This is a genomic window from Kitasatospora sp. NPDC053308 (assembly GCF_055585785.1).
Genome location: NZ_JBVJJY010000001.1, coordinates 783,088 through 805,567, shown reverse-complemented (window position 1 = coordinate 805,567; position 22,480 = coordinate 783,088). Strand labels below are relative to the sequence as shown.

Annotated in this window: 23 protein-coding genes; 9 read left to right on the top strand and 14 right to left on the bottom strand. The window is 74.0% G+C overall.

Going from position 1 to position 22,480, the window contains the following annotated elements; genetic code table 11:
* Window positions 1-254 precede the first annotated feature (254 nt).
* The 3 genes from ACZ6Y7_RS03675 (at window position 255) to ACZ6Y7_RS03665 (ending at window position 1,510) form a co-directional block, all read left to right on the top strand.
* Window positions 255-599, top strand: coding sequence for a hypothetical protein (locus tag ACZ6Y7_RS03675; RefSeq protein WP_030232098.1), 345 nt, complete (start codon window positions 255-257; stop codon window positions 597-599).
* Between the two features lie 83 nt (window positions 600-682).
* On the top strand, window positions 683-1,027 hold the full coding sequence (locus ACZ6Y7_RS03670; RefSeq protein WP_465756205.1) for a rodlet layer protein: 345 nt from the start codon (window positions 683-685) through the stop codon (window positions 1,025-1,027).
* A 216-nt stretch (window positions 1,028-1,243) separates the two neighbouring features.
* Window positions 1,244-1,510 (top strand): hypothetical protein, encoded by a 267-nt coding sequence (locus ACZ6Y7_RS03665; RefSeq protein ID WP_465756204.1) that lies wholly within the window; start codon window positions 1,244-1,246, stop codon window positions 1,508-1,510.
* A 63-nt stretch (window positions 1,511-1,573) separates the two neighbouring features.
* On the opposite strand, the gene hemB is transcribed toward ACZ6Y7_RS03665, so the two are convergent.
* The 7 genes from hemB to ACZ6Y7_RS03630 all read right to left on the bottom strand — a co-directional run bounded on the left by hemB (window position 1,574) and on the right by ACZ6Y7_RS03630 (window position 8,960).
* Window positions 1,574-2,554, bottom strand: coding sequence for a porphobilinogen synthase (hemB, locus tag ACZ6Y7_RS03660; RefSeq protein WP_465756203.1), 981 nt, complete (start codon window positions 2,552-2,554; stop codon window positions 1,574-1,576).
* Window positions 2,555-2,621: 67 nt separating this feature from the next.
* Window positions 2,622-4,271: a bifunctional uroporphyrinogen-III C-methyltransferase/uroporphyrinogen-III synthase gene (locus ACZ6Y7_RS03655; protein ID WP_465756202.1), complete on the bottom strand. Its 1,650-nt coding sequence runs from the start codon at window positions 4,269-4,271 to the stop codon at window positions 2,622-2,624.
* 70 nt (window positions 4,272-4,341) lie between these two features.
* Window positions 4,342-5,349 carry a hydroxymethylbilane synthase gene (hemC, locus tag ACZ6Y7_RS03650; protein WP_465756201.1) on the bottom strand — a complete coding sequence of 336 codons (1,008 nt, stop codon included), beginning with the start codon at window positions 5,347-5,349 and terminating at the stop codon, window positions 4,342-4,344.
* A gap of 41 nt (window positions 5,350-5,390) precedes the next feature.
* Window positions 5,391-6,734 (bottom strand): glutamyl-tRNA reductase, encoded by a 1,344-nt coding sequence (locus ACZ6Y7_RS03645; protein ID WP_465756200.1) that lies wholly within the window; start codon window positions 6,732-6,734, stop codon window positions 5,391-5,393.
* Between the two features lie 25 nt (window positions 6,735-6,759).
* The gene (locus ACZ6Y7_RS03640; RefSeq protein WP_465756471.1) at window positions 6,760-7,656 is read right to left on the bottom strand and encodes a redox-sensing transcriptional repressor Rex; all 897 of its coding nucleotides are present in this window, start codon (window positions 7,654-7,656) and stop codon (window positions 6,760-6,762) included.
* 107 nt (window positions 7,657-7,763) lie between these two features.
* Window positions 7,764-8,510, bottom strand: a complete 747-nt coding sequence (locus ACZ6Y7_RS03635; protein WP_465756199.1) for a 3'-5' exonuclease — start codon at window positions 8,508-8,510, stop codon at window positions 7,764-7,766.
* A gap of 165 nt (window positions 8,511-8,675) precedes the next feature.
* Window positions 8,676-8,960, bottom strand: coding sequence for a glutaredoxin family protein (locus ACZ6Y7_RS03630; protein WP_465756198.1), 285 nt, complete (start codon window positions 8,958-8,960; stop codon window positions 8,676-8,678).
* Between the two features lie 186 nt (window positions 8,961-9,146).
* On the opposite strand from ACZ6Y7_RS03630, the gene ACZ6Y7_RS03625 reads away from it, so the two are divergent.
* From ACZ6Y7_RS03625 to ACZ6Y7_RS03615, 3 genes are all read left to right on the top strand, one after another.
* Complete coding sequence (locus tag ACZ6Y7_RS03625) at window positions 9,147-10,139, top strand: HAD family hydrolase (protein ID WP_465756197.1); 993 nt, start codon at window positions 9,147-9,149, stop codon at window positions 10,137-10,139.
* Window positions 10,140-10,756: 617 nt separating this feature from the next.
* Window positions 10,757-11,530, top strand: a complete 774-nt coding sequence (locus tag ACZ6Y7_RS03620; protein ID WP_465756470.1) for an ECF subfamily RNA polymerase sigma factor, BldN family — start codon at window positions 10,757-10,759, stop codon at window positions 11,528-11,530.
* Window positions 11,531-11,800: 270 nt separating this feature from the next.
* Window positions 11,801-13,099: a DUF5667 domain-containing protein gene (locus ACZ6Y7_RS03615; protein ID WP_465756196.1), complete on the top strand. Its 1,299-nt coding sequence runs from the start codon at window positions 11,801-11,803 to the stop codon at window positions 13,097-13,099.
* Window positions 13,100-13,235: 136 nt separating this feature from the next.
* Here the strand turns inward: ACZ6Y7_RS03615 and ACZ6Y7_RS03610 are convergent, their stop codons facing one another.
* The 5 genes from ACZ6Y7_RS03610 to ACZ6Y7_RS03590 form a co-directional block, all read right to left on the bottom strand.
* Complete coding sequence (locus ACZ6Y7_RS03610; RefSeq protein WP_465756195.1) at window positions 13,236-14,243, bottom strand: lysophospholipid acyltransferase family protein; 1,008 nt, start codon at window positions 14,241-14,243, stop codon at window positions 13,236-13,238.
* A 7-nt stretch (window positions 14,244-14,250) separates the two neighbouring features.
* On the bottom strand, window positions 14,251-15,354 hold the full coding sequence (locus ACZ6Y7_RS03605; RefSeq protein WP_465756469.1) for an NAD-dependent epimerase/dehydratase family protein: 1,104 nt from the start codon (window positions 15,352-15,354) through the stop codon (window positions 14,251-14,253).
* Window positions 15,355-15,503: 149 nt separating this feature from the next.
* A complete protein-coding gene (locus tag ACZ6Y7_RS03600; RefSeq protein ID WP_003948845.1) occupies window positions 15,504-15,602 on the bottom strand; it encodes a 30S ribosomal protein bS22 in 99 nt (32 codons plus the stop codon).
* Window positions 15,603-15,792: 190 nt separating this feature from the next.
* The gene (locus tag ACZ6Y7_RS03595) at window positions 15,793-16,002 is read right to left on the bottom strand and encodes a helix-turn-helix domain-containing protein (protein WP_045699258.1); all 210 of its coding nucleotides are present in this window, start codon (window positions 16,000-16,002) and stop codon (window positions 15,793-15,795) included.
* 227 nt (window positions 16,003-16,229) lie between these two features.
* Window positions 16,230-17,426 (bottom strand): acetoin utilization protein AcuC, encoded by a 1,197-nt coding sequence (locus ACZ6Y7_RS03590; RefSeq protein ID WP_465756194.1) that lies wholly within the window; start codon window positions 17,424-17,426, stop codon window positions 16,230-16,232.
* Between the two features lie 190 nt (window positions 17,427-17,616).
* Here ACZ6Y7_RS03590 and ACZ6Y7_RS03585 point away from each other — a divergent pair, with 190 nt between their 5' ends.
* Window positions 17,617-18,087 carry a hypothetical protein gene (locus ACZ6Y7_RS03585; RefSeq protein ID WP_465756193.1) on the top strand — a complete coding sequence of 157 codons (471 nt, stop codon included), beginning with the start codon at window positions 17,617-17,619 and terminating at the stop codon, window positions 18,085-18,087.
* 31 nt (window positions 18,088-18,118) lie between these two features.
* On the opposite strand, the gene ACZ6Y7_RS03580 is transcribed toward ACZ6Y7_RS03585, so the two are convergent.
* Both ACZ6Y7_RS03580 and proC read right to left on the bottom strand, forming a co-directional pair.
* A complete protein-coding gene (locus tag ACZ6Y7_RS03580; RefSeq protein WP_465756468.1) occupies window positions 18,119-19,303 on the bottom strand; it encodes an MFS transporter in 1,185 nt (394 codons plus the stop codon).
* 167 nt (window positions 19,304-19,470) lie between these two features.
* Window positions 19,471-20,298: a pyrroline-5-carboxylate reductase gene (gene proC / locus ACZ6Y7_RS03575; protein ID WP_465756192.1), complete on the bottom strand. Its 828-nt coding sequence runs from the start codon at window positions 20,296-20,298 to the stop codon at window positions 19,471-19,473.
* 263 nt (window positions 20,299-20,561) lie between these two features.
* Between proC and ACZ6Y7_RS03570 the strand changes: the two genes are divergently transcribed.
* Both ACZ6Y7_RS03570 and ACZ6Y7_RS03565 read left to right on the top strand, forming a co-directional pair.
* Window positions 20,562-21,011 carry a hypothetical protein gene (locus ACZ6Y7_RS03570; RefSeq protein WP_465756191.1) on the top strand — a complete coding sequence of 150 codons (450 nt, stop codon included), beginning with the start codon at window positions 20,562-20,564 and terminating at the stop codon, window positions 21,009-21,011.
* 111 nt (window positions 21,012-21,122) lie between these two features.
* A complete protein-coding gene (locus ACZ6Y7_RS03565) occupies window positions 21,123-22,478 on the top strand; it encodes an SCO2583/SCO2584 N-terminal domain-containing protein (RefSeq protein ID WP_465756190.1) in 1,356 nt (451 codons plus the stop codon).
* The last annotated feature ends 2 nt before the right edge of the window (window positions 22,479-22,480 follow it).

Genomic DNA, 22,480 nt, shown 5'->3' with positions numbered 1-22,480 from the left:
CTGCGCGGGCGCAGCCGGAAAGCAATCTGCCTCAACGAGTGAGCGGGAGCGCGGATTGCGGCGGTTAACCGGTTCGGCCTAATAATCCGACCGGAAACCATCCTTCGCCGCGCCTCCCGGACTCTTTTCAAAAATCCCCGTAACCTTCCGTGCCGTCATTCTTTGATCTGGACGTCAGTGACTGCAGACCGGGTCTGAGCGTTCTACGCGTTGCACGCAAGGAATCCAAGAGCATTTCAGAGAGGGATCTCCCCATGATCCAGAAGTCCTTCGCCGCTGCCGGCCTGGCCGTCGCCGCGCTGGCCGCCGCCGCCGCGCCCGCCTCGGCCATCGGTGACGCGGACGGCGCCGCCGCCTCCATCGAGGGCAACGGCGGCACCAACTTCACCGGGACGGTCGGGAACAACAGCCCGAACTTCCACTTCCTGGACAACGCGAACGTCTGCCTCCCGGAGATCCACAACATCGCCGTCGGCGTGCTCGGGGTGGCCGTCCCGGTCGAGGTCCCGATCGCCAACAGCGGTGGCAAGCAGTACTGCACCCAGGGCCAGGGCACCCAGAGCCACGGCGACGCGGGCGTGTCCCACCTGATCGGCTGACGTTCCGTTCAGCTCCCCTGCACCACCCCCTCTGATCCACCTTCGAATCGCTCCCCGATTCACCCCCGAGAGGAATACCGGAAATGATCAAGAAGTCCCTCGCCGCCGCCGGTCTGGCCGCCGCCGCCATCGCGATGTCCGCCGGCTCGGCCTCCGCCATCGTCGACTCGGACGGCGCCGCCACCTCCGTCCAGGGCAACGGCGGCACCAACGCCACCGGCACCCACGGCAACGGCAGCCCGAACTTCCACACCCTGGACAACGCGAACATCTGCCTGCCGGAGGTCCACAACATCGCCGTCGCCGTCATCGGTGTCGCGGTTCCGGTCGAGGTTCCGGTCCTGAACAGCACCCCGAAGCAGATCTGCAACGTCGGCCAGAACACCCAGTCCTCGGGCGACGCGGGCGTCTCGCACCTGATCGGCTGATCAAGGGGCATGGCACGGACGGAGGGCCCGGGGAGGAAGGTCTCCCCGGGCCCTCCGGGCTTGACGGACCAGCTGTCCGGCCGCCCGCCCGCACGGGTGGGACCGGCCGGGTGACCGGTCGTCCGGGCCCGGCGCGTGGGGCGCCGGGCCCGGACGACCGGATGTGAACACGTGTCAGAGCGCCCGCGGGGGCGCTCCCAGAGAGAGGGCAGATCCATGAAGAGCACGCTGGCCAAGGCCGCGCTGACCGTCACCGCCGCGCTGGCGCTCGCGGGTGCCGCCACCCCGGCCTTCGCCCACGTCGGCCTGGTCGGCGGCGGCGACTTCGTCGCCACCGCCCACGACCCGTTCCTGGCGGCCGAGGGCTTCGGCATCGCCCACACCACGGACACCGCCGCGGGCGGCTTCGGCGCCGTCGCCGCCACCTCCACCGACATCGTCGGCGGCGGCGGTGGCTTCGCCCACATCAAGGGCTGGATGTAGCGGAAACGGAAGGCCGGGCCGCCCCCACGGGGGGCGGCCCGGCCTTCCGCGTTCCGGCGTCCGCTACTTCACCAGCGCCGCGGCCTCCAGGGCCCAGTAGGTCAGGATCTGCTCGGCGCCGGCCCGGCGGATCGAGGTGAGCGTCTCCAGGATCATCCGCTCCCGGTCGATCCAGCCGTTCGCGGCGGCCGCCTCGACCATCGCGTACTCGCCGGACACCTGGTACGCGGAGACCGGCACCGGCGAGGCGTCGGCGACCTGGCGCACGATGTCCAGGTAGGCCATGGCCGGCTTGACCATCACCATGTCGGCGCCCTCGGCGAGGTCCTGCTCCAGCTCGCGCAGCGCCTCGCGGGCGTTCGCCGGGTCCTGCTGGTAGGCCTTGCGGTCGCCCTTGAGCGAGGAGCCGACGGCCTCGCGGAACGGTCCGAAGAAGGCCGAGGCGTACTTGGCGGTGTAGGCGAGGATGCCCACGTCCTGGTGCCCGGCCTCGTCCAGCGCGCGCCGGATGACACCGATCTGGCCGTCCATCATGCCGGAGGGGCCGACCAGGTGGACGCCGGCGTCGGCCTGCACCCGGGCCATCTCGGCGTAGCGCTCCAGGGTGGCGTCGTTGTCCACGCTGCCGTCGGCGGCCAGCACGCCGCAGTGGCCGTGGTCGGTGTACTCGTCCAGGCAGAGGTCCGACATGACCACCAGCGAGTCGCCGACCTCGGAGACCACGTCCCGGATCGCCTGCTGCAGGATGCCGTCCGGGTTGGTGCCCTCGCTGCCGGTCGCGTCCTGCACCTCGGGGACGCCGAACAGCATGACGCCGCCCAGACCCGCCTCGGCGGCCTCCACCACGGCCTTGCGCAGGGTGTCCCGGGTGTGCTGGACCACGCCCGGCATCGACGTGATCGGGACGGGCGCGCTGACGCCCTCGCGGACGAACAGCGGCAGGATCAGCTCCGCCGGGTGCAGCCGGTTCTCGGCCACCAGGCGGCGCATCGCCGGGCTCTGCCGCAGTCGGCGCGGGCGTACGTACGGGAATTCAGCGGACACGGCTTCTCTCTCCGAACGGTTGTGCAGCACCGGGGGCGACGGTCGGCCGCCCCCGGCCGTGAGGGTGTCAGCGGGCCTTGCGGCGCGACCCCGGACGACGCTCGCTGGGCCGGTAGACCGGCTCACCGGCGGCCGTCGCGGTGTCGCGGCGCTTGGCCCCGAAGTCTGCCAGCGCCTGGGCCAGCGCGGCCGCCGACGGCGCCGGGGCCATCACGTCGACCCGCAGGCCGTGCTCCTCGGCGGTCTTGGCGGTGGCCGGGCCGATGCAGGCGATGACCGTGACGTTGTGCGGCTTGCCCGCGATGCCGACCAGGTTCCGGACGGTCGAGGACGAGGTGAACAGCACCGCGTCGAAGCCGCCGCCCTTGATCGCCTCGCGGGTCTCGGCCGGCGGCGGCGAGGCGCGCACCGTCCGGTACGCCGTCACGTCGTCGACCTCCCAGCCCAGCTCGACCAGGCCGGCCACCAGGGTCTCGGTGGCGATGTCGGCGCGCGGCAGCAGCACCCGGTCGATCGGGTCGAAGACCGGGTCGTACGGCGGCCAGTCCTCCAACAGACCGGCGGCGGACTGCTCCCCGGAGGGCACCAGGTCCGGCTTCACGCCGAAGTCCACCAGGGCCTGCGCGGTGGTCTCGCCGACCGCGGCGACCTTGATCCCGGCGAACGCCCGGGCGTCCAGGCCGTACTCCTCGAACTTCTCCCGGACGGCGCGCACCGCGTTCACCGAGGTGAAGGCGATCCACTCGTACCGGCCGGTGACCAGGCCCTTGATGGCCCGCTCCATCTGCTGCGGGGTGCGCGGCGGCTCGACCGCGATGGTCGGCACCTCCTGCGGCACCGCGCCGTACGAGCGCAGCTGCTCGGACAGGCCGGTGGCCTGCTCCTTGGTGCGCGGCACGAGGACGTTCCAGCCGAACAGCGGCTTCGTCTCGAACCACGAGTGCGAGGCCCGGTGGGCGACCTGCTCGCCCACCACGGCTATCACCGAGGTGGCCGGGTCGACCGGGGCGGAGACCGGCGAGGGCAGCACCCGGGCGGCCTTCAGGTCGGCCGCGATGCCCGCCAGGGTGGAGGTGAAGGTCCGCTGGCGGGTGGTGGTGCCGGAGAGCGTCGCGCTGAGCGCGGAGTCCGGCTTGCGGCCGTTGGAGACCAGCGCGCCCGCGGTGGCCGGCAGCTGCCCCAGGGTGGTGCGGATCACCAGGGTGGTCTCCGGCGCGCCCAGGTCGACCGGACCGCCGGCCAGCAGCTGGACACCGTCCACGAAGCGCACGTCGGTGCCGGCGCCCGCCCGCAGCGGGACGCCCGCGTACGCCGGAACGCCGACCGACTGGGCGACGCCCGGGATCACCTCGAAGGGGATCCCGTCGCCCGCGCACATGAGCATCTCCTCGGCGGCGCAGCCGTCCAGGCCCGGGTCGCCGTCGACGGTGCGGACCACGTGCTTGCCCGCGCGGACGGCCTCGGCGACCACCGTGGCCAGGTCGAACTCGGCGCCCTCGGCGGCCGGGGTGTGCACCTGCACGGCGGCCGGGCAGTGGCTGCGCACGGCGGCGGCGGTCAGCGGGTCGGCGACCAGGACGTCGGCGGTGGACAGCACCTCGACCGCGCGCAGGGTCAGCAGGCCCGGGTCACCGGGGCCCGCGCCCAGGAAGGTGCACCGTCCGGTGGCGGGCTGCCCGGCGGGGAACAGGGCATCGGAGGCGGCGGCGGGGCTCATGCCTCCACCTCGCTGCGCACGGCGGTCTCTTCGCGAAACGCGCACTTCATGATTCGCTCGCTTCGCTCGCTCATCGGGCTCGCTCCCCCATCAGGGTGGCCGCGCCCGCGCCGAGCAGCCGGTCAGCCAGCGCGCGGCCGAGGGCCGCCGCCTGCTGCTCGGCGGTCTCGTCGAGGACGATCGGACCGTTGGCGGACATCTTCAGCAGGGCGGAGCCGTCGGGGTCGCCGACCACGCCGTCCAGCCGCAGTTCGTACTCCCGGCCCCAGGTGGCCAGGGCGGCCACCGGCGCCGAGCAGCCGGCCTCCAGGGCGGCCAGCAGGGCGCGCTCGGCGGCCACGGCGACCCGGGTGGGGGCGTGGTCCAGGGCCGCGAGCGCCGCGGTCAGTTCGCTGTTCGCGGTGGTGCACTCGATCGCGAGCGCGCCCTGGCCGGGGGCCGGGATCATCAGCTCGGGGTCGAGGTGCTGGGAGATCTCGGCGCTGCGGCCGAGCCGGTTCAGGCCGGCCGTCGCCAGCACCACCGCGTCCAGCTCGCCGCCGGTCACGTAGCCGATCCGGGTGTCCACGTTGCCGCGGATCGCGACGGTCTCCAGCTGGGCGCCGCGGGCGGTGGCCCAGGCGTTCAGCTGCGCCATCCGGCGGGGCGAGCCGGTGCCGATCCGGGCCGGGCGACCGGCGCCGGCCAGCTTCTCCACCAGCTCGTCCAGGTTCAGGCCCTCGGCCGCGACCAGGGCGTCCCGGACGTCCTCGCGCTCGGGGACGGCGGCCAGCGCCAGGCCCGCGGGGGCGGCGGTGGGCAGGTCCTTGAGCGAGTGCACGGCGAGGTCGATCCGGCCCTCCAGCAGTGCGTCCCGCAGCGCGGAGACGAACACGCCGGTGCCGCCGATCTGCGCCAGCGCCTCGCGGGAGGTGTCGCCGTAGGTGGTGATCTCGACCAGCTCGACGGCGCGCCCGGTGACCCTCGTCACCTCGCGGGCCACCATGCCCGACTGGGCCATGGCGAGGGCGCTGCGCCGGGTGCCGAGCCGCAGGGGCGCGGCGGCCGGGGGCTGCTCCGTGATCGGTTGACCATTCATGGGGTGATCGTCCCGGTGGTACTCGTGGGATGGCTGACGGTTCATCTGGTGCCCCCGGCGGAGGGCTGGGGCGCGCCGCCGACGGGTGTGCCGGACACGGCGTGCACGGCCGCCGGGTCGAGGTCGAACAGCTCGCGCAGGGCCTCCGCGTAGGAGGCACCGCCGGGCTCGGCGGCCAGCTGCTTCACCCGGACGGTCGGGGCGTGCAGCAGCTTGTCGACCACCCGGCGGACGGTCTGGCCGATCTCGGCGCGGGAGCGCTCGTCCAGGTCGGGCAGCCGGGCCTCCAGCCGCCCCAGCTCGGCGGCGACCACGTCGGAGGCCATCGAGCGCAACGCGACGACGGTCGGCGCGATCCGGGCGGCCCGCTGGGCGGCGCCGAAGGCGGTCACCTCGTCGGCGACGATCCGGGTGACCTGGTCGACGTCGCCGGCGCCGGGGGTGGCGGCGTGCGCGTGGGAGAGGCTCTCCAGGTCGACCAGCAGGGCGCCGTCCAGCTCGTGCACGGCGTGGTCGACGTCGCGCGGCATGGCCAGGTCGAGCAGGGCGAGCGGGCCCCGGTCGGCCGGGCGCAGGGCGACCGCGGCCGCCACGTCCTCGGCCTTGATCACCACACCGGCCGCGCCGGTGCAGGAGATCACCAGGTCCACGTCGGCCAGCGCCTCCGGCACCTTGGCGAGGTCCAGGGTGCGGGCCGCGTCCGGGCCGAGGATCTCGACCAGCCGCTCGGCGCGGGCCGCGGTCCGGTTGGCGATCAGCAGGTCGGTCACGCCGGAGCGGACCAGGGTGGCGGCGGCCAGCGAGCTCATCGAGCCGGCGCCGACCACCAGCGCGCGCTTGCCGACGATCTCGCCCGCGCCCGCCGCGACCTGCTCCAGGCCGAAGGTCACCAGCGACTGGCCGGCCTTGTCGATGCCGGTCTCGCTGTGCGCCCGCTTGCCGACCCGCAGCGCCTGCTGGAACAGCTCGTTCAGGCCGCGCCCGGCGGTGTGCTCCTCCTGGGCCTTGGCCAGGGCGTCGCGCAGCTGGCCGAGGATCTGGCCCTCGCCGACCACCATCGAGTCCAGTCCGCAGGCCACCGAGAAGAGGTGGTGGACGGCGCGGTCCTCGTAGTGGACGTACAGGTGGGAGGTCAGCTCCTCCAGGTCCACCCCGCTGTGGTGGGCCAGCAGCAGCGACAGCTCGGCGACGCCGGCGTGGAACTTGTCCACGTCCGCGTACAGCTCGATCCGGTTGCAGGTGTTCAGCAGCGCGGCCTCGGCGACGGTCGCGGTGGCGGCCGCGTCGTGCAGCAGCCGGGTCGGCACCTCACCGGTCAGCGCGGCGCGCTCCAGCACCCCGACCGGGGCCGTGCGATGGCTCAGCCCTACGACGAGAAGGCTCATGCCCGCCCCCTACAGCTCTCGGTGTTCATGCGGGCATCACCGCGGAGAGATCCCCGTCGCCGCTCTTGGCGGCCTTTCCCTTGGCCTGCTCGGCCGGGTCCTTGGCCGCCGACTCGGCGGTGCCGCGGACCTTGCCGTTGCCGCCGGCGGCTCGGCGCAGCTTGGCCGCGGCCGCGCGGACCGGACCGGGGGCGCGGTCCAGCACCGACTCGGCCCGGTCGTCGGGCTCCTCGCCGGCCTTGCGCTGCTCGTGGAAGGCCAGGATCTGCAGCTCGATGGAGAGGTCCACCTTGCGCACGTCCACGCCGTCCGGGACGGTCAGCACGGTCGGGGCGAAGTTCAGGATGCTGGTGACGCCGGCCTCGACCAGCCGGTCGCAGACCTGCTGGGCGGCGCCGGGCGGGGTGGTGATCACACCGATCGAGACGTGCTGGCTCTCGACGATCGACTCCAGCTCGTCCATGTGGCGCACCGGGAGGCCGGCCGCGCTGGTGCCGACCACGTTCGGGTCGGCGTCGAGCAGGGCGGCCACCCGGAAGCCGCGGGAGGCGAAGCCGCCGTAGTTGGCGAGGGCGTGGCCGAGGTTCCCGATGCCGACGATCACGACCGGCCAGTCCTGGGTCAGACCGAGCTCGCGGGAGATCTGGTAGACGAGGTACTCGACGTCGTAGCCGACGCCGCGGGTGCCGTAGGAACCGAGGTAGGAGAAGTCCTTGCGGAGCTTGGCCGAGTTCACGCCGGCCGCGGCGGCCAGCTCCTCGGAGGAGACGGTCGGCACCGAGCGCTCGGAGAGCGCGGTGAGGGCCCGCAGGTAGAGGGGGAGGCGGGCGACGGTCGCCTCCGGGATGCCCCGGGCACGCGAGGGTCGGCGCGCGGCGCCCTGGTCGGGCGTCTGCGAACTGCTCTGTGGTGATCGGCCGATTGCCACGGTGCTCCTGTGGGTGAAGCTGGGCTTTGGCAGCCAGGCTATGCGTTTGTGAACGTGTGCACAAAGATGGTGTCCGATTTGTCCCCGCACAGTGATGCGCATCACGCCGTCGAACCCATAGCACCGGCCTGCGTCAGCACGACCTCCGGGTCCTGGGAACCGGGCAGCCAGGGGCCGTACGGCGCCTCCCGGCGCAGCAGCGGGACCGGACCGCCGGACGGGCGGGAACGGGCCCGGCCCAGCCGCGGCCAGGGCACTCGGGCGGCTTCCCGCAGGGGGCCGGCCCAATCGTCCGGCGGGCAGGACGGGGCGTCCAGGCAGTGCCGCAGCAGGTCCGCCGTCACCCGGGCGTCGCCCAGCGCCGTGTGCGCCGGGTACCGGCCGAGCCCCGCCGCCTCCACGCAGGCCGCCAGGCCGTGACTGCGGGCCTGCGGCAGGTGGGTCCGGGCCAGGTGCATCGTGCACAGCAGCGGGACGGCCGGCAGCGGCACCCCGATCCGGGCGAACTCGCGGTCCAGGAAGGCGTGGTCGCAGCTCACGTGGTGGCCCACCAGCACCCGGCCCGCCAGCAGCTCCAGCAGCCGCGGGGCGATCTCGCGGAAGCGCGGCGCGCCCTCCACGTCGCACTGGCGTATCCGGTGCACATGGGTCGGGCCGACCGGGCCCAGCGGATCCAGCAGGGTGGCGAACTCGCCCTCGGGACGCAGCCGCTCGTCGAGCAGCACCACCGCGACCTCGACCACCCGGTGCCGCCACGGACTGCGGCCGGTCGCCTCCACGTCCACCACGGCGAAGCCCCGGGCCCCGGAGGGGGCGTCGGGCGACGCGGGGGTCGGACCGGGAAGCATGACGGCACTCCTCGCGTGCTCAGCCCCCCTCGGGCGCAAACGCGTTCGATCGTAAGCCGACCAACCCGCCCCGCCCCAAGCCGAAACGGAGTGCTTTTGGCAACGATTCGGCGAACCGCCCCCGCCGATCGGCGGGGGACGGCGCGGCCCGTCCGAAGCGGCGGATCAGCCCCCGAGGGCCGTGCGCAGCCGGCGCTCGTCGACCCGCCAGAAGTCGTGCTGACGGCCGTCGATCAGGGTGACCGGGATCTGCTCCCAGTACCGGCGGTACAGCTCCTCGTCCTGGGTGATGTCCTTCTCCTCGAAGGACGCCCCCAGCTCGCCCGCCACCCGGACGATCACCTCCCGGGCCTCGTCGCACAGGTGGCAGCCGGGCTTGCCGACCAGGGTCACGGTACGGTCCGCGGGCTTCGGGCTCTTGCGTCGCAGCAGTGGGCTCACCCGGCCCATTGTGCCCACTCGTCCGCTCGCCCCCGAAGCGCTCCCGACCCCGTCGGCCCGGGCGGGGCGCCCGCTCGCCGCACCGGAGGGCCTTCGGGAAGGGCGGCCCCCGCGCCCGCGCGCGGGGAAGCTGTTCACCTCACGGGCACGGCTCCGTCACGGCCGCTCCGCGCCCGGCTGGCTATGCTCGATGGCATGGCCGTGCTCCGAAGGCTCACCCAGGCAAGACGTTCCACCAGCGAGCGGAGCGCCCTGGCGGGCGAGGCCGCGGCCGAGGCGGCCGAGGCCGCGCTGCGCGCCGAGCCCGAGCCCGTGCCGGCCCCCGTGCAGCAGGCCGCGGACGCGACCGCCGCGAGCAAGCCGGCGAGGGCGCCCAAGGCCCCGGCCGAGAACCACACCCCGGAGCAGGACGACCCCCGCGCCGCCGCCTTCTTCGACTGCGACAACACGATCCTGCGCGGTGCGGCGATCTTCTACCTCGGTGTCGGCCTCTACCGCCGCGGCTTCCTCACCCGCCGCGACATCGCCCGCTTCGCCTGGCAGCAGGCCTGGTTCCGACTGCACGGCGCCGAGGACCCGGACCACATCTCGGACGCCCGGAACACCGCCCTGGGGATCGTGGCCGGCAAGCGCACCGCCGACCTGGAGGAGATCTGCGAGGAGATCTTCGAGGAGGTCGTCGCCGACAAGATCTGGCCCGGCACCCGCGCCCTGGTCCAGATGCACCTGGACGCCGGCCAGCGGGTCTGGCTGGTGACCGCCGCCCCGCTGGAGGTGGCCCGGATCATCGCCCGCCGGCTCGGCATGACCGGCGCGCTCGGCACCGTCGCGGAGGCCCGGGACGGCCAGTACACCGGCCGGCTGGTCGGGGACCTGCTGCACGGCCCGGCCAAGGCCGCCGCCGTCGGCGCGCTGGCCCGCCGCGAGCGCCTGGACCTCGACCGCTGCGCCGCGTACAGCGACTCGGCCAACGACATCCCGATGCTCTCGCTGGTCGGCCACCCGTACGTGGTGAACCCGGACGGCGCGCTGCGCCGCCACGCCCGGGCCCAGGGGTGGCGGGTGCGGGACTTCCGGACCGGTCGGAAGGCGGCCCGGGTGGGGCTGCCGGCGGCGGCCGCGGCCGGCGTGCTGGCCGGCGCGACGGCGGCCGGGGTGGCGCTGCACCGCCGTCGCCGCCGGGCCTGACCCCCCGCCCGGCCGCCCTCCGGAGCCGCCGCCGGGGCTCGTGCGGGCCCGCTCGGCGGCCTCGCTCGTGTGGGTGAGCGGGCGTCAACCATGGCCCTGACCTGGCCGCTCGTACGGGCGAACTCCCTTGCAGCGGTGGGAAGTCCGGTCCCTCTGTACGAACCTGCCAGGCCGTGACCGGTTCTGATCGTTCGCCAGGCCGGGAAAGTCAGGGGTTATCGAGCTCCGAGGCAGGGAAACCGCCCGCCAGACCGCCGAATTGGTCACCCTGAGCGCCCGTTCGATCACGTTGAGCCGGATGAACGACGACAGCTCCGGTCAGTGTCAGCCGAATATGCGCAACAAATGGATCCCAAACGACCACTTCGACCACACGGTGTAGCTGTCATTGCACAAAGCGTTATTCTCTCCTGGATGCACGTCACCACGCGTCCCGCTCGAACGGACGCTTCGGGACGTGCTCTCCGCGCAGGCGGAGGTGATCCGTCCACAGTTCTGCCTCTGGGAGTCCCGTGTACCCACCCGTCCGGAACGACGCGCCTGCACCCTCCCGCCCGTCGTCCGCGCCCCTGCGCCCCCGCACCGGCCACCGCGGCCGCCCCACCGCCGAACGGCAGATCTCGACCGGCCTGGACCTGCTGCGCAGCCTGCTCCGCAGCCAGCTCGCCGTCTCGCCCCAACTCGTTCCGGCCGGCGGATCGTTCGGCCACCCGCACGGCCCCGGCCTGGCGCTGCGCACCACCGCCGCCGGCTCCACCGGCACCGGCTCGCGCGGCCGCACCGGCACCACCGGCACCGGCCGGGGCCGCGCCCGGACGACGACCGGCCCCGGCTACGAGACCGAGCACAACCCGATCATGGAGCTGGTCGAGCGGGCCCAGGCCGGCGAGAGCGACGCCTTCGGCCGGCTCTACGACCACTACGCGGACACCGTCTACCGGTACATCTACTACCGCGTCGGCAGCCGCGCCACGGCCGAGGACCTCACCAGCGAGACGTTCCTGCGCGCGCTGCGCCGGATCGGCACGTTCACCTGGCAGGGCCGGGACTTCGGCGCCTGGCTGGTGACCATCGCCCGCAACCTGGTCGCCGACCACTTCAAGTCCAGCCGGTTCCGGCTGGAGGTCACCACGGGCGAGATGCTCGACTCCAACGAGTGCGAGCGCAGCCCCGAGGAGTCGGTGCTGGAGTCGCTCTCCAACGCCGCCCTGCTGGACGCCGTGCGCCGGCTCAACCCGCAGCAGCAGGAGTGCGTCACCCTGCGCTTCCTGCAAGGGCTTTCGGTCGCCGAGACGGCCCGGATCATGGGCAAGAACGAGGGCGCCATCAAGACCCTCCAGTACCGCGCCGTGCGCACCCTCGCCCGGCTGCTCCCGCCCGACGCGCGGTGAGCCGGGGGTGACCGAGGGGGGCATAGCCGGAGGGTCGCCCGGCCGGCCGTCACCGTCCACGCCCGACCGACACGTCAGAGTGAACGGTCGATCCGATGATCAGCCGTGCGTAACCGACCGCCCGCACCGATCGTTGGCCAGCGTGCAAGCCTCCACCAGGCGTACGGTCAAGCCGAATTGCGACCAGTCACCCGATGGAGTGGCTTTGGCCCGCCGGGGCAACCGTCCGGCAGGCCGGGGTGTCGACAACGACGAAGGGAGGTGTGGCCCGTGACGGCAAACGTGCTGGAGCACCGGCGGGCGAAGGCCTTCGCCGAGGCGCTGGAGGCCCACCGGACGGAGCAACGCGCTGCGGCCGACGCGGAATCGGCCAACACCGCTGGCACCGGCGCCGGTTCGGCCGCGATGGCCGAACTGGTCGGCCTGACCGACGCGCTGGGAGCGCTGCCCGGACCGGTGCTGGACCACGAGGTCCGAACGGTCCAACGCGCCCAGCTGATGGCCGCGTTCGAGCAGGCCTTCGCCGGCGGGCCGGGCGCCACGGTGCCCCGCCAGCGTCGCCACCGGGCGATCCGGACGGCGCCGCGCGGCCGTTGGAGCAGGCGGTTCGCAATCGGCGGGCTGGTCGCCGGACTCGCCGTGGGAAGCCTGGCCGGCGCGGCCGCCGCGAGCACCGGAGCGCTGCCCGGAGACACGCTGTACGGGCTGAAGCGCGGCCTCGAAGGGCTGCGGCTCGACTTCGCGGGCTCCGACTCGGAGCGCGGCGAACTGCTGCTGGACCACGCCGCCACCCGGCTCGACGAGGCCAAGGCCCTGGTCGGCCGCACCGGCCCGAGCGGCGGGCTCAGCCCGGCCACCGTCGAGCAGGTCCGCCGCGCGCTCGACGACATGCACGCGGACGCGCTCAAGGGCCGCGAACTGCTGCGCTCGGTCTACCGCAGCAACGGCTCGCTCGACCCGATGCGCGCCCTGGCCGGCTTCGCCCACGACGAGGACGGCAGCTGGAGCGAGCTGCAGGGCAAGCTGCCCGCCCAACTCACCCAGCAGGCCGACCTGGTGAACCGCCTGTTCGACGACATAAGCGAGGACGTCGCGCCCCTGCGGCTGACCCAGGCCCCCGCCAAGAGCGGTGGCACGGCAGGCCCCGGAGCGAGCGGCGGCTCGTCCCAATCGACCGGCGGCGCACCGGCCGGCTCCCCCTCCGACGGCTCCGGATCCGCGCAGGGCGCCGACCGGGCCCCCGGCGGCGGCTCCACCGGTGGCACCCGCCCCGGCGCCACCGACCACGCCCCGGCCAACCCCGGTGCGGGCGCGACCGGCAGCGGCGGCAAGGGCGGCCTGCCCGGCGCCCTGCCCACCGGCGCCCCGGACGCCGTCAACGGCCTGGTCGGCAACCTCACCAACGGGCTCACCGGCGCCAAGCCCTCGCCGAGCGCCGACGCGGCCCCGCAGCAGTCGCCGCAGCCGTCCGGCACGCCCGACGCCCCGGACGGCGCCCGGCAGCAGGCCGTCGAGGTGCCCCCGCTGGTCCCGGGGCTGCTGCCCGGGCTGAGGATCCTCGGCGGCTGACCGGGGTGTGCGCAGGGCCCGGCGGAGTGCGATATCCGCCGGGCCCTTCCCACGGGCGCGCGGGGGCCGGAAACGTGATGGCCGGAAACACGAGGGGCCGGGCGCGAGCGCGCGGACCGGCAGCCGCGCGCGGGGGTCAGAAGAACACCGAGCGGCGCTGCACCAGCAGTTGGTACAGCGAGTGCTGGATGGTCTCGCGCACCTCGTCGGCCAGGTCGAAGACCAGCATCGGGTCGTCCGCGGCCTCCACCGGGTAGCCGTCGGTGGCGATCGGCTCGCCGAAGCGGATCGTCCACTTGGTCGGCAGCGGCAGCATCCCGAGCGGGCCCAGCCAGGGGAAGGTCGGCGTGATCGGGACGTACGGCAGGCCCAGCAGCCGGGCCAGCGTCTTCACGTTGCCGATCATCGGATAGGTCTCCTCCGCCCCGACGATCGAGCACGGCACGATCGGCACCCGTGCCCGCAGCGCCGAGGCGACGAAGCCGCCGCGGCCGAAGCGCTGGAGCTTGTAGCGCTCGGAGAAGGGCTTGCCGATGCCCTTGAAGCCCTCCGGCCAGACGCCGACCACCTCGCCGCGCTCCAGCAGCGCCTGGGCGTCCTCGTTGCAGGCCAGCGTGTGGCCGGCCTTGCGGGCCAGTTCGTTGATCCCGGGGAGCACGAAGACCAGGTCGGCGGCGAGCATCCGCAGGTGCCGCCGGTTCGGGTGGTGGTCGTGGATGACCACCTGCGTCATCAGCGCGTCCAGCGGGATCGTCCCGGAGTGGTTGGCGACGATCAGCACGCCGCCCTCGGCCGGGATGTTCTCCACGCCCTGGACGTCGATCCGGAAGTACTTCTCGGCCAGCGGGCGCAGCAGCGAGAGCAGCACCTCCTCGGTGAGCTCCCGGTCGAAGCCGAACTCGTCCACCTCGTAGTCGCCGGTGACCCGGCGGCGCAGGAAGGCCAGCCCCTCGGCGGCCCGGCCCTCCCAGCCCTTGCCCAACAGCCGGGTGGCGGCCGGGCCGAGCGGTCCGGACAGCGCCCCGCCGACGGCACCGGCGAGCCGGTCGGCCAGGCCGGGGCCCTGCGGCGAGCTCCAGCTCGGGGCGGACTCGATCGGGATGACCTTGGCCTCGCCCGGCGCGTTCTCGGCTGCGGCACTCATCGCGGGTTCAGCTCCTCGGTCGGCGGGGGCGGTTCGGTTCGGCGGGGCCGGCGGCGGATCCCTCGGGGCCGAGCAGGGCGGTCAGCCGGTCGGCGGCGGCGGCCAGCCGCTCGGGCGGCAGCAGCCCGGGGCCGAGGGCGGCGGCGAAGTCGGCGAAGGCCTCGGGGGTGGTGAAGGCCGGGCGGTAGCCGAAGGTCTCGCGCAGCCGCGTGGTGTCCACCACCCGGCCGTGGGTGAGCAGCCGCAGCTGCTCCGGCGAGACGTCGACCAGCCGGGTCTGCCGGGCCAGCGCGGCCATCCAGCTGACCGCGGGCAGCAGCAGCGGCAGGGTGGGCCGGCCGAGTCGGCGGGCGCACTGGGAGAGCAGCAGGACGCCCTCGCCCGCCACGTTGAAGGTGCCGGTGTTGACGGTGCCCGGCTCGGGCTCGTCGGAGGCCCGGCAGAGCACGGCGACGGCGTCGTCCTCGTGGACGAACTGCAGCCGCGGGTCGTAGCCGAGGACGGTCGGCAGCACCGGCAGCGCGAAGTACTCGCTGAGCGGGGTGTCCGCGTCCGGGCCGACGATGTTGGCGAAGCGCAGCACCGTCACCGCGACGTCCGGGCGGCGCCGGGCGAAGCCGCGGACGTAGCCCTCGACCTCCGCCGCGTCCTTGGCGAAGCCGCCGCCGGGCGGGTCCTTCGGCTGGATCCGCTCGCTGAACACGGCCGGGTCGCGGGGCGCGGAGCCGTACACGCCGGTGGTGGACTTCACCACCAGCCGGCGGACCCCGGGCGCCTTCTGGCAGGCGCCGAGCAGCTGCATGGTGCCGATGACGTTGGACTCCTTGACCGCGGAGCGGTTGGTGGAGCCGAGGCCGGTGGCGCTGACACTGAGGTGCACCACGGTGTCCACCCGGTGCTCGGCGAGCACCCGGGAGAGCGCCGGGCGGCGCAGGTCGAGCTGGTGGAAGCGGTACGGGGCGGCCGGGCCGGCCGGTTCCTCCGCCGGCAGCCGGGGCGGCTGGACGTCCACGCCCACGACCAGGTCCACGCCCGGACGGCTGCGGACCTCGGCGGCGAAGCGGGCACCGAGATGGCGTGCCACGCCGGTGACGAGCACGACCACGCCCACGGTGCTGCACCCCATTCCCTCGACCCGAGCGGCCTGCGTGCACCGTACCGCGCCACCCCGCCGGGCCGTGAAACGACACCGCCCGCCCGGCCACGGGGGCCGGGCGGGCGGTGGAAGCGCTGGGCGCGCCGGGCGCGGCCCGGGGGCGCCTACTTCTTGTTGCGACGCTGGACCCGGGTCCTCTTCAGAAGCTTGCGGTGCTTCTTCTTGGCCATACGCTTGCGACGCTTCTTGATGACAGAGCCCACGGAACAACCCTCGCTCACTGAGACTCTCGTCCGTGAGAGACGGAGTCCATACGACTGACGTGGGGGCCTAGCCTACCGTCCGCGACGCGAAGGCCGTAATCGCGCTCCCGGGAACCGGGAAACTCGGGGGAAATCCGGGGCGAACGGGGGCGGATCCGCGGCTGCGGACCCGCCCCCGCCCGGCCTGGGGCTACGCGCTCTCGAGCCGCACGTAGGACTCCTTGAGGTACTCGTGCACCGCCTGCTGGGGCACCCGGAAGGACCGTCCGACCCGGATGGCCGGCAGTTCTCCGCTGTGCACCAGTCGGTACACCGTCATCTTGGACACCCGCATGACCGCGGCGACCTCCGCCACGGTCAGGAAGACGACTTCCTGCAGGGGACGCTCCACGGAACTCATGACCATCACCCGTCCCTTACCCCGTGTGCAAGGCACCGGCTTCCCCTCCGGTGACTCCACCGGCACACGTGTATCCCCAGAGTAGTTATGGGTGGTACCAGTGGGAAGAGGGGAAGTGCAGTCCTCGTACGGTGAGAGATAGGACTGTTGCAGTACGTAGCCGCTCGACGGATCGCAGGGGCCGGCGTACGCACCGCCCGACCGGCGCCTGCGCCGGGGCGGCGGGTTCAGGCCAGCAGGCCGTGGTGGGGGAACACCGCGCGGCGGCCGGCCAGGATGGCCTGATCGAGCCGGTCGGCCGGATCGTAACCCGCGTCGAAGTCGCGCCAGGCGGGGCGGGCGCCGTCGGTCATCCGCAGCGGGGCCGGGCGGCGGGTGCGGCGGTAGACCTCGGCGCGCCAGGACTCGGGGGTCTCGGTGGCCGGGTCGACGGGCCGGCCCGCGGCGGTGGCGACCAGGTGGGTCCAGCTGCGCGGGACGACGTCCACCACGGCGTAGCCGCCCCCGCCGGTGGCGATCCAGCGGCCGCCGGCGTACCGGTGGGCGAGGTCGTGCAGTTCCTCGGCGATCAGCCGCTGGGCGTCCACGGTGACGGCGAGGTGGGCCAGCGGGTCCTCCAGGTGGGTGTCCGCACCGTGCTGGGTGACCAGGACCTGCGGCCGGAAGGCGGCGAGCAGTTCGGGCACCAGGGCGTGGAAGGCGCGCAGCCAGCCGGCGTCGCCGGTGCCGGCCGGCAGCGGCAGGTTGGCGGCGGAGCCCGGGGCCTCCGGACCGCCGGTCTCCATCGGCCAGCCGGTCTGCGGGAAGAGCGTGGCGGGGTGCTCGTGCAGCGAGACGGTGAGCACCCGGGGGTCGTCCCAGAAGGCCTGCTGGACGCCGTCGCCGTGGTGGACGTCCACGTCGACGTAGGCGACCCGCTCGGCGCCGAGTTCCAGCAGCCGGGCGATGGCCAGCGCGGGGTCGTTGTAGATGCAGAAGCCGGAGGCCTTGGCGGGCATCGCGTGGTGCAGTCCGCCGGCGAAGTTGACGGCGTGCGGGGTCTCGCCGCGCCAGACCGCCTCGGCGGCGGCCACCGACTGGCCGGCGATCAGCGCGGAGGCCGAATGGACGGCCGGGAAGGCCCAGTTGTCGTCGGTGCCGAGGCCGTGCCCGGGGTCGGACAGCTCCGGGTGGGCGGCGGCGTGCTTGACCGCCTCGACGTACTCCCGGGTGTGGACCAGGCGGAGGGTGGAGTCGCCGGCGGCCGGCGCGGACCGGACGGTCACCCGGGGGCCGGTGTCCAGGCCGAGGGCCTCGACCAGGCGCATGGTGAGCGCCAGCCGGGTCGGGTCCATCGGGTGGCCGGGGCCGAAGTCGTAGGCGGTGACCGCCTCGTCCCAGAAGAGGTGCAGGCCGCAGGGGGTGTCGCGCTCGGCTTCGGGCATGGCCTCCACCGTAGCGGGTGGCGGTGGACGGCCCGTGGCCAGGGCGCGCGGGCGGCGGACGCCCGCGGCCCGTCGAGGCGCCGTTGAGGCGGTACAGACAAAATCTTCACGACTACCTATGCTCTGCGCCATGAAGCCATTCAGCGTGCAACGCCTTGGGGTAATTCTCGCTGCAATACTGGGACTTGGCGTGTTCTTCGCCGCCCAGCCGGCCTCCGCCGCGGTCAGCGGGACCACCTTCACCGTCGACAAGTCGACCGCGAAGGCCGGTGACCAGCTGACCTTGACGCTGGCACTCACCAACAACGAGACCAGCGACATCTACTTCGCCTACGAGTCCATCCAGCCGACCTGGCCGGCCAACCAGCTGAGCGGCGTCTTCACCGTCACCGGCTGCTCCGGCGACACCGTCGACTGCGCGACCACCGGGAACACCACCAGCTTCCACTTCAACGCGCCGATCACGCCGGGTACCACCAGGACCGTCACGGTCACCGTCAAGATCACCGACACCCCGCCGTGGGACACCACCACGCCGTACACGCTGAACTGGGCGCCGTACGTCTACTACGAGTTCGGCCAGGTGGGCGGCGCTTCCACGGCCCAGGACCAGGGCTGGGCCTTCGGCACGACCGGTCTGCAGACCACGATCCTCGGCTGACCCCGTCCCGCCTGCGCCCCCGCTCCCGCCCTCATCCGGCGGGGGCGGGGGCGGGCGCCGACACCGGTGCCGGGGCGAAGCGGTCGGCCAGCGGCAGGACGGCGAGCACCAGCAGCATCGGGGCGAGCAGCGCCCAGCGGTAGGAGCTCGCGTCGGCGATCGCGCCGACCAGCGGCGAGCCGATCAGGAAGCCCACATAGTTGAAGAGGTTGAGCCGGGCCACCGCGGCGTCCGAGTCGGCCGGGAAGAGCCGGCCGCCCGCCGCGAACACCTGCGGGATGATCGCGCAGATCCCGAAGCCCAGCACGGTGAACCCGGCGATGCCCGCCCAGGCGGCGGGCGCGGCCGCGGCCAGCGCGAAGCCGAGCGCGGCCAGCGCCGCACCCGCGCGGACCACCGGGACGGCACCGAAGCGCTGCACCGCGCGGTCGCCCAGGGCCCGGCCGACCAGCATCGCGACCATGTACCCGAGGTAGGAGAGCTTGGCCAGGTCCTCGCGGCTGCCCAGCCCGTCGGTGAGGTACTTGACGCTGTAGTTGGAGACGGAGGCGTCGGCGATGTACGCGAAGGCCATCGCCAGGCAGAGCGGGAGCAGCGGGCGCCAGGGGATGGAGCGGGCGGCGGCCTCGGCGGCCTCCCGGACGGCGTCGCCGAGTTCGGCCGGGCCGGCGAACCGCGTGCCGGCGAGCACCGCGAGCGGGGCGATCACCGCGGCGGCCGTGCCGAACAGCAGCGGCAGGCCGAGGTCGTAGTGCGAGCCGAGGCCCGCCAGGGCCGCGCCGACGATGCCGCCGAGGCTGAACGCGGCGTGGAAGCCGATCATGATCGAGCGGCCGTAGCGGTGCTGCAGGCCGACCCCGAGCATGTTCATACTGGCGTCCAGCGCCCCCACCAGCAGGCCGAACGCGCCCAGCGCCAGGGCGAGTTGCCACAGCGCGTCACCGAGCCCGACGGCCGCCAGGGCGAGGCAGACGGCGGGCTGGACCACCCGTAGTACGGCCCGCGCGCCGGTGCGCTTCACCAGCTGCTCGGAGGCGATCGAGCCCGCCCCGGCCAGGATCGGCACCGCGGCCAGGAAGACCGGCAGCAGCCCGTCGCCCAGCCCGTAGCGGTGCTGGATCTCCGGGATGCAGGTGACCAGCAGCGCGAAGGTGGTGCCCTGGAGCAGGAAGCTGACGGCGAGCGCGGCCCGCCCGGCCCGTAGGCCGGGCGCCACCGGGGGCTGGACGGGCCGCGCGGGCGGCGCGGCACTCTTACGGACCTCCACACGGGCCTCCTGGCGACCTCGCTACCGACCGGTAGGACGATGTTGGCGAGAGCGTAGGCGGTGCGCCGCGCTTGCGGGAGGGGTCGCGCAGGATCTTCCGGCCGGGCCGCGGCGGGCTACTTGCCGCCGGAGGCCAGCTCCCGGGAGCGGTCCCGGGCCGCCTCCAGGGCGGCCAGCAGCGCGGCCCGCACGCCGTGGTTCTCCAGCTCGCGGATGGCCGAGATGGTGGTGCCGGCCGGGGAGGTGACCGCCTCGCGCAGCTTCACCGGGTGCTCGCCGGAGTCCCGCAGCATCACCGAGGCGCCGATCGCGGACTGCACGATCAAGTCGTGCGCCACCTGGCGCGGCAGGCCGAGCAGGATGCCGGCGTCGGTCATCGCCTCGACCAGGAAGTAGAAGTAGGCCGGGCCCGAACCGGAGAGCGCGGTGGCCGCGTCCTGCTGGGACTCGGGCAGCCGCAGTGCCTTGCCGACCGAGCTGAAGATCTCCTCGGCACGGACCAGGTGCTCCTCGGTGGCGTGCGAGCCCCCGGAGATGACGCTCATCCCCTCGTCCACCAGGACGGGCGTGTTGGGCATCACCCGGACCACCGGGGTGCCGGCCGCCAGCCGCTCCTCGAACCAGGCGGTCGGGACACCGGCCGCGGCCGAGATCACCAGCCGGTCCACGCCGACGTGCGGGGCCAGCTCCTCCAGCAGGGTGCCCATGTCCTGCGGCTTGACCGCGAGGATCAGGGTGTCGGCGAGCTTGGCGGCCTCGGTGTTGGAAACCGCCACCACGCCGTACCGGGCGGCGAGTTCGGCCGCGCGCTCGGGGCGGCGGGCGGTCACCAGGACGTCCGCCGGGTCCTTGCCGGCCCGCAGCAGGCCGGAGAGCAGGGCCTCCCCGATCTTGCCGGTGCCCAGGAAGGCGATCTTCTGTCCGTGCGCTGCGCTGCTGCCCATGGTCCGCTCCTTGCCTCGGTACTGCGGCCATCCTCGCACCGCGCGGGGACGGCCGTCGGGACCGTCCGGTCCGTGGTCGGCGGGCCGGTCCGCCGCCTCCCTCGCGCACGGATCCCGGGCCGGGTCCCGGGCTGATCCGGCCGGGGCCCGGGCTGATCCGGCCGGGGCCCGGGTCGATGCGCCCGGATCCCGGGCGCCCCTAGGGAGAAAACCAGGGGGTTCCCCTATGGCCTCCGGGCCGGGGCGGGCGCACCGTGGGAGCCATGGCACACGACGAAATGTCCCGACGTGAGAACCGGCAACTCGCCGTCGCCTCGGCGACCGTGGGCCCGTGGCGGACCGCCGCGGGAGTCGGTGCGGTGGTGGGGGCGACCTCCCTGGGGATCGAAGCGATCTCCGGCAGCTGGTCGCTGAGCATGCTGGCCGGTCCGGCCGGCTGGGCCCTGTTCTTCTTCTTCCTGGTCGGCACCGTCGGCGGCCGACTGCGCCGCGACACCACCGACCGACGGCTGCGCCGCTGGGCCGACGAGCACCCGTGGCAGTCGGCCCTCCCGGCAGCCGGCGGTCTGCTGGCGCTGAACACCCTGGCACAGCTGTTCCTCGGCGACGCCGGGCTGTTCGAAGCCCTCTTCATCTCGCTGCTGCCGGCCGGGCTGCTGCTGGCGATCGCCGGGGTGGTGGGGTCGGTCAAGCAGGCCCGCGGCAAGGGCTGAGCCGGCGCCGGCCGGACGAAACGGGGTGAACCGCCGCCTGACGGGCACGAGTTCACCACCCGGCCCGCCCCCGATCGACGCATCGTCACACCCCGTCGTCATACTGGCGCGATGCCGATAGCCGAAGACCCCGAACCGCGTCCCACCAGGGGCGATGAGCCGGACGGGTCCGCCCCGTCCGCAGCGGGCGGGAAGGACCCGTTCACCGACCTCGTCCTGGACGACGACTTCGTCCGGGCCGCCGCCGTCACGGAACAGAGCGGACGCACCCGCATGCTGGCCGCCCGGTGGAAGCACACCCCGCCGGTCGACCCGGGCGGCCGCCGCTCGGTCAACGACGGCCCGCGGCCCAAGCGCCGCTTCGGCCGCGGGTCGAAGCCCCCGGCGGTGGACGCCTGGGGCAACCCGCGCCCGCGCCGCCGCGTGGACCGGCGCGCCCCGCTCTACGTCGCGCTGACGGTCGCGGTGCTGCTCGCGGCACTGAACGTCGACGGGCTGCGCAACTGGTACCACGGCCACTTCGGTGACTCCGGCGCGGCCCACACCCCGGTGCCGACCGTCGCCCCCGAGACGGCCAAGCCGACCACCGCCCCGCCGAAGGTCGACGAGCAGCAGCCGACCGTCGCCCACCCCTGGGCCGGCTCCCCCGCCGAGGGCTGGCCGACCGGCGCCGAGGCGTTCGTCCTGCCCGAGGCCCAGGCCACCGGCGTCTTCAGCGCCGCCCAGGTGGCCGCGCAGCTGCAGTCCGTCAAGGACTACCTGATCGCCGCCAACCTCGACCCGGCGGTGGTCGCCGGCGGCCGGCCGGACGCCGCGCTGGCCCTGCTGGAGCGGGAGGACCAGGACGGCGCGAGGGCCGCGCTGGAGCACCCGTCCAAGGAGAACGACCCGACGAACTGGTTCAGCCGGTTCGACCCGCGCGACGCGATCCCGGTGGGCGACACGGTCAAGGTCCAGGGCCGGATGTCCTACGAGAGCGACGGGGACAAGGGCGTCCTGATCCACACCGACTTCAGCTTCGTCTACGCGCTGCGGCCCGGGCCGGAGGCCGCCCAGCGGGCCGGCTCGCCCCAGCCGACGACCCGCGCCCCGCAGCCGACCCGGCCGGCCTCGCCGCAGAGCAGTGGCACGGCGCGCCCGGTGGGCCTGGTCGTGCGGGCGGACGACGTGGCCGGGGACACCTGGACCACCCGCACGATCGTGCGGCGGGTGGACACGTTCCGCTTCTACGACCCGGGGCGCTACCAGGTCCAGCCGAAGAAGGTCGTCTACGCCAAGAGCCAGACCGACCCGGCCAACTCGGCGTGCGACGTCTACGACGGCTTCTTCCACCCGCAGTTCGACCAGTTCGCGCCGCTGCGGCAGGACACCCCGGGCTCCCGGCCGACCGGTCCCGCCATCGACCCGTACGACCGCCGCGAGGACATCCCGCAGACCGAGGGCTGCGGCACGATCAGCCGCAACTGACC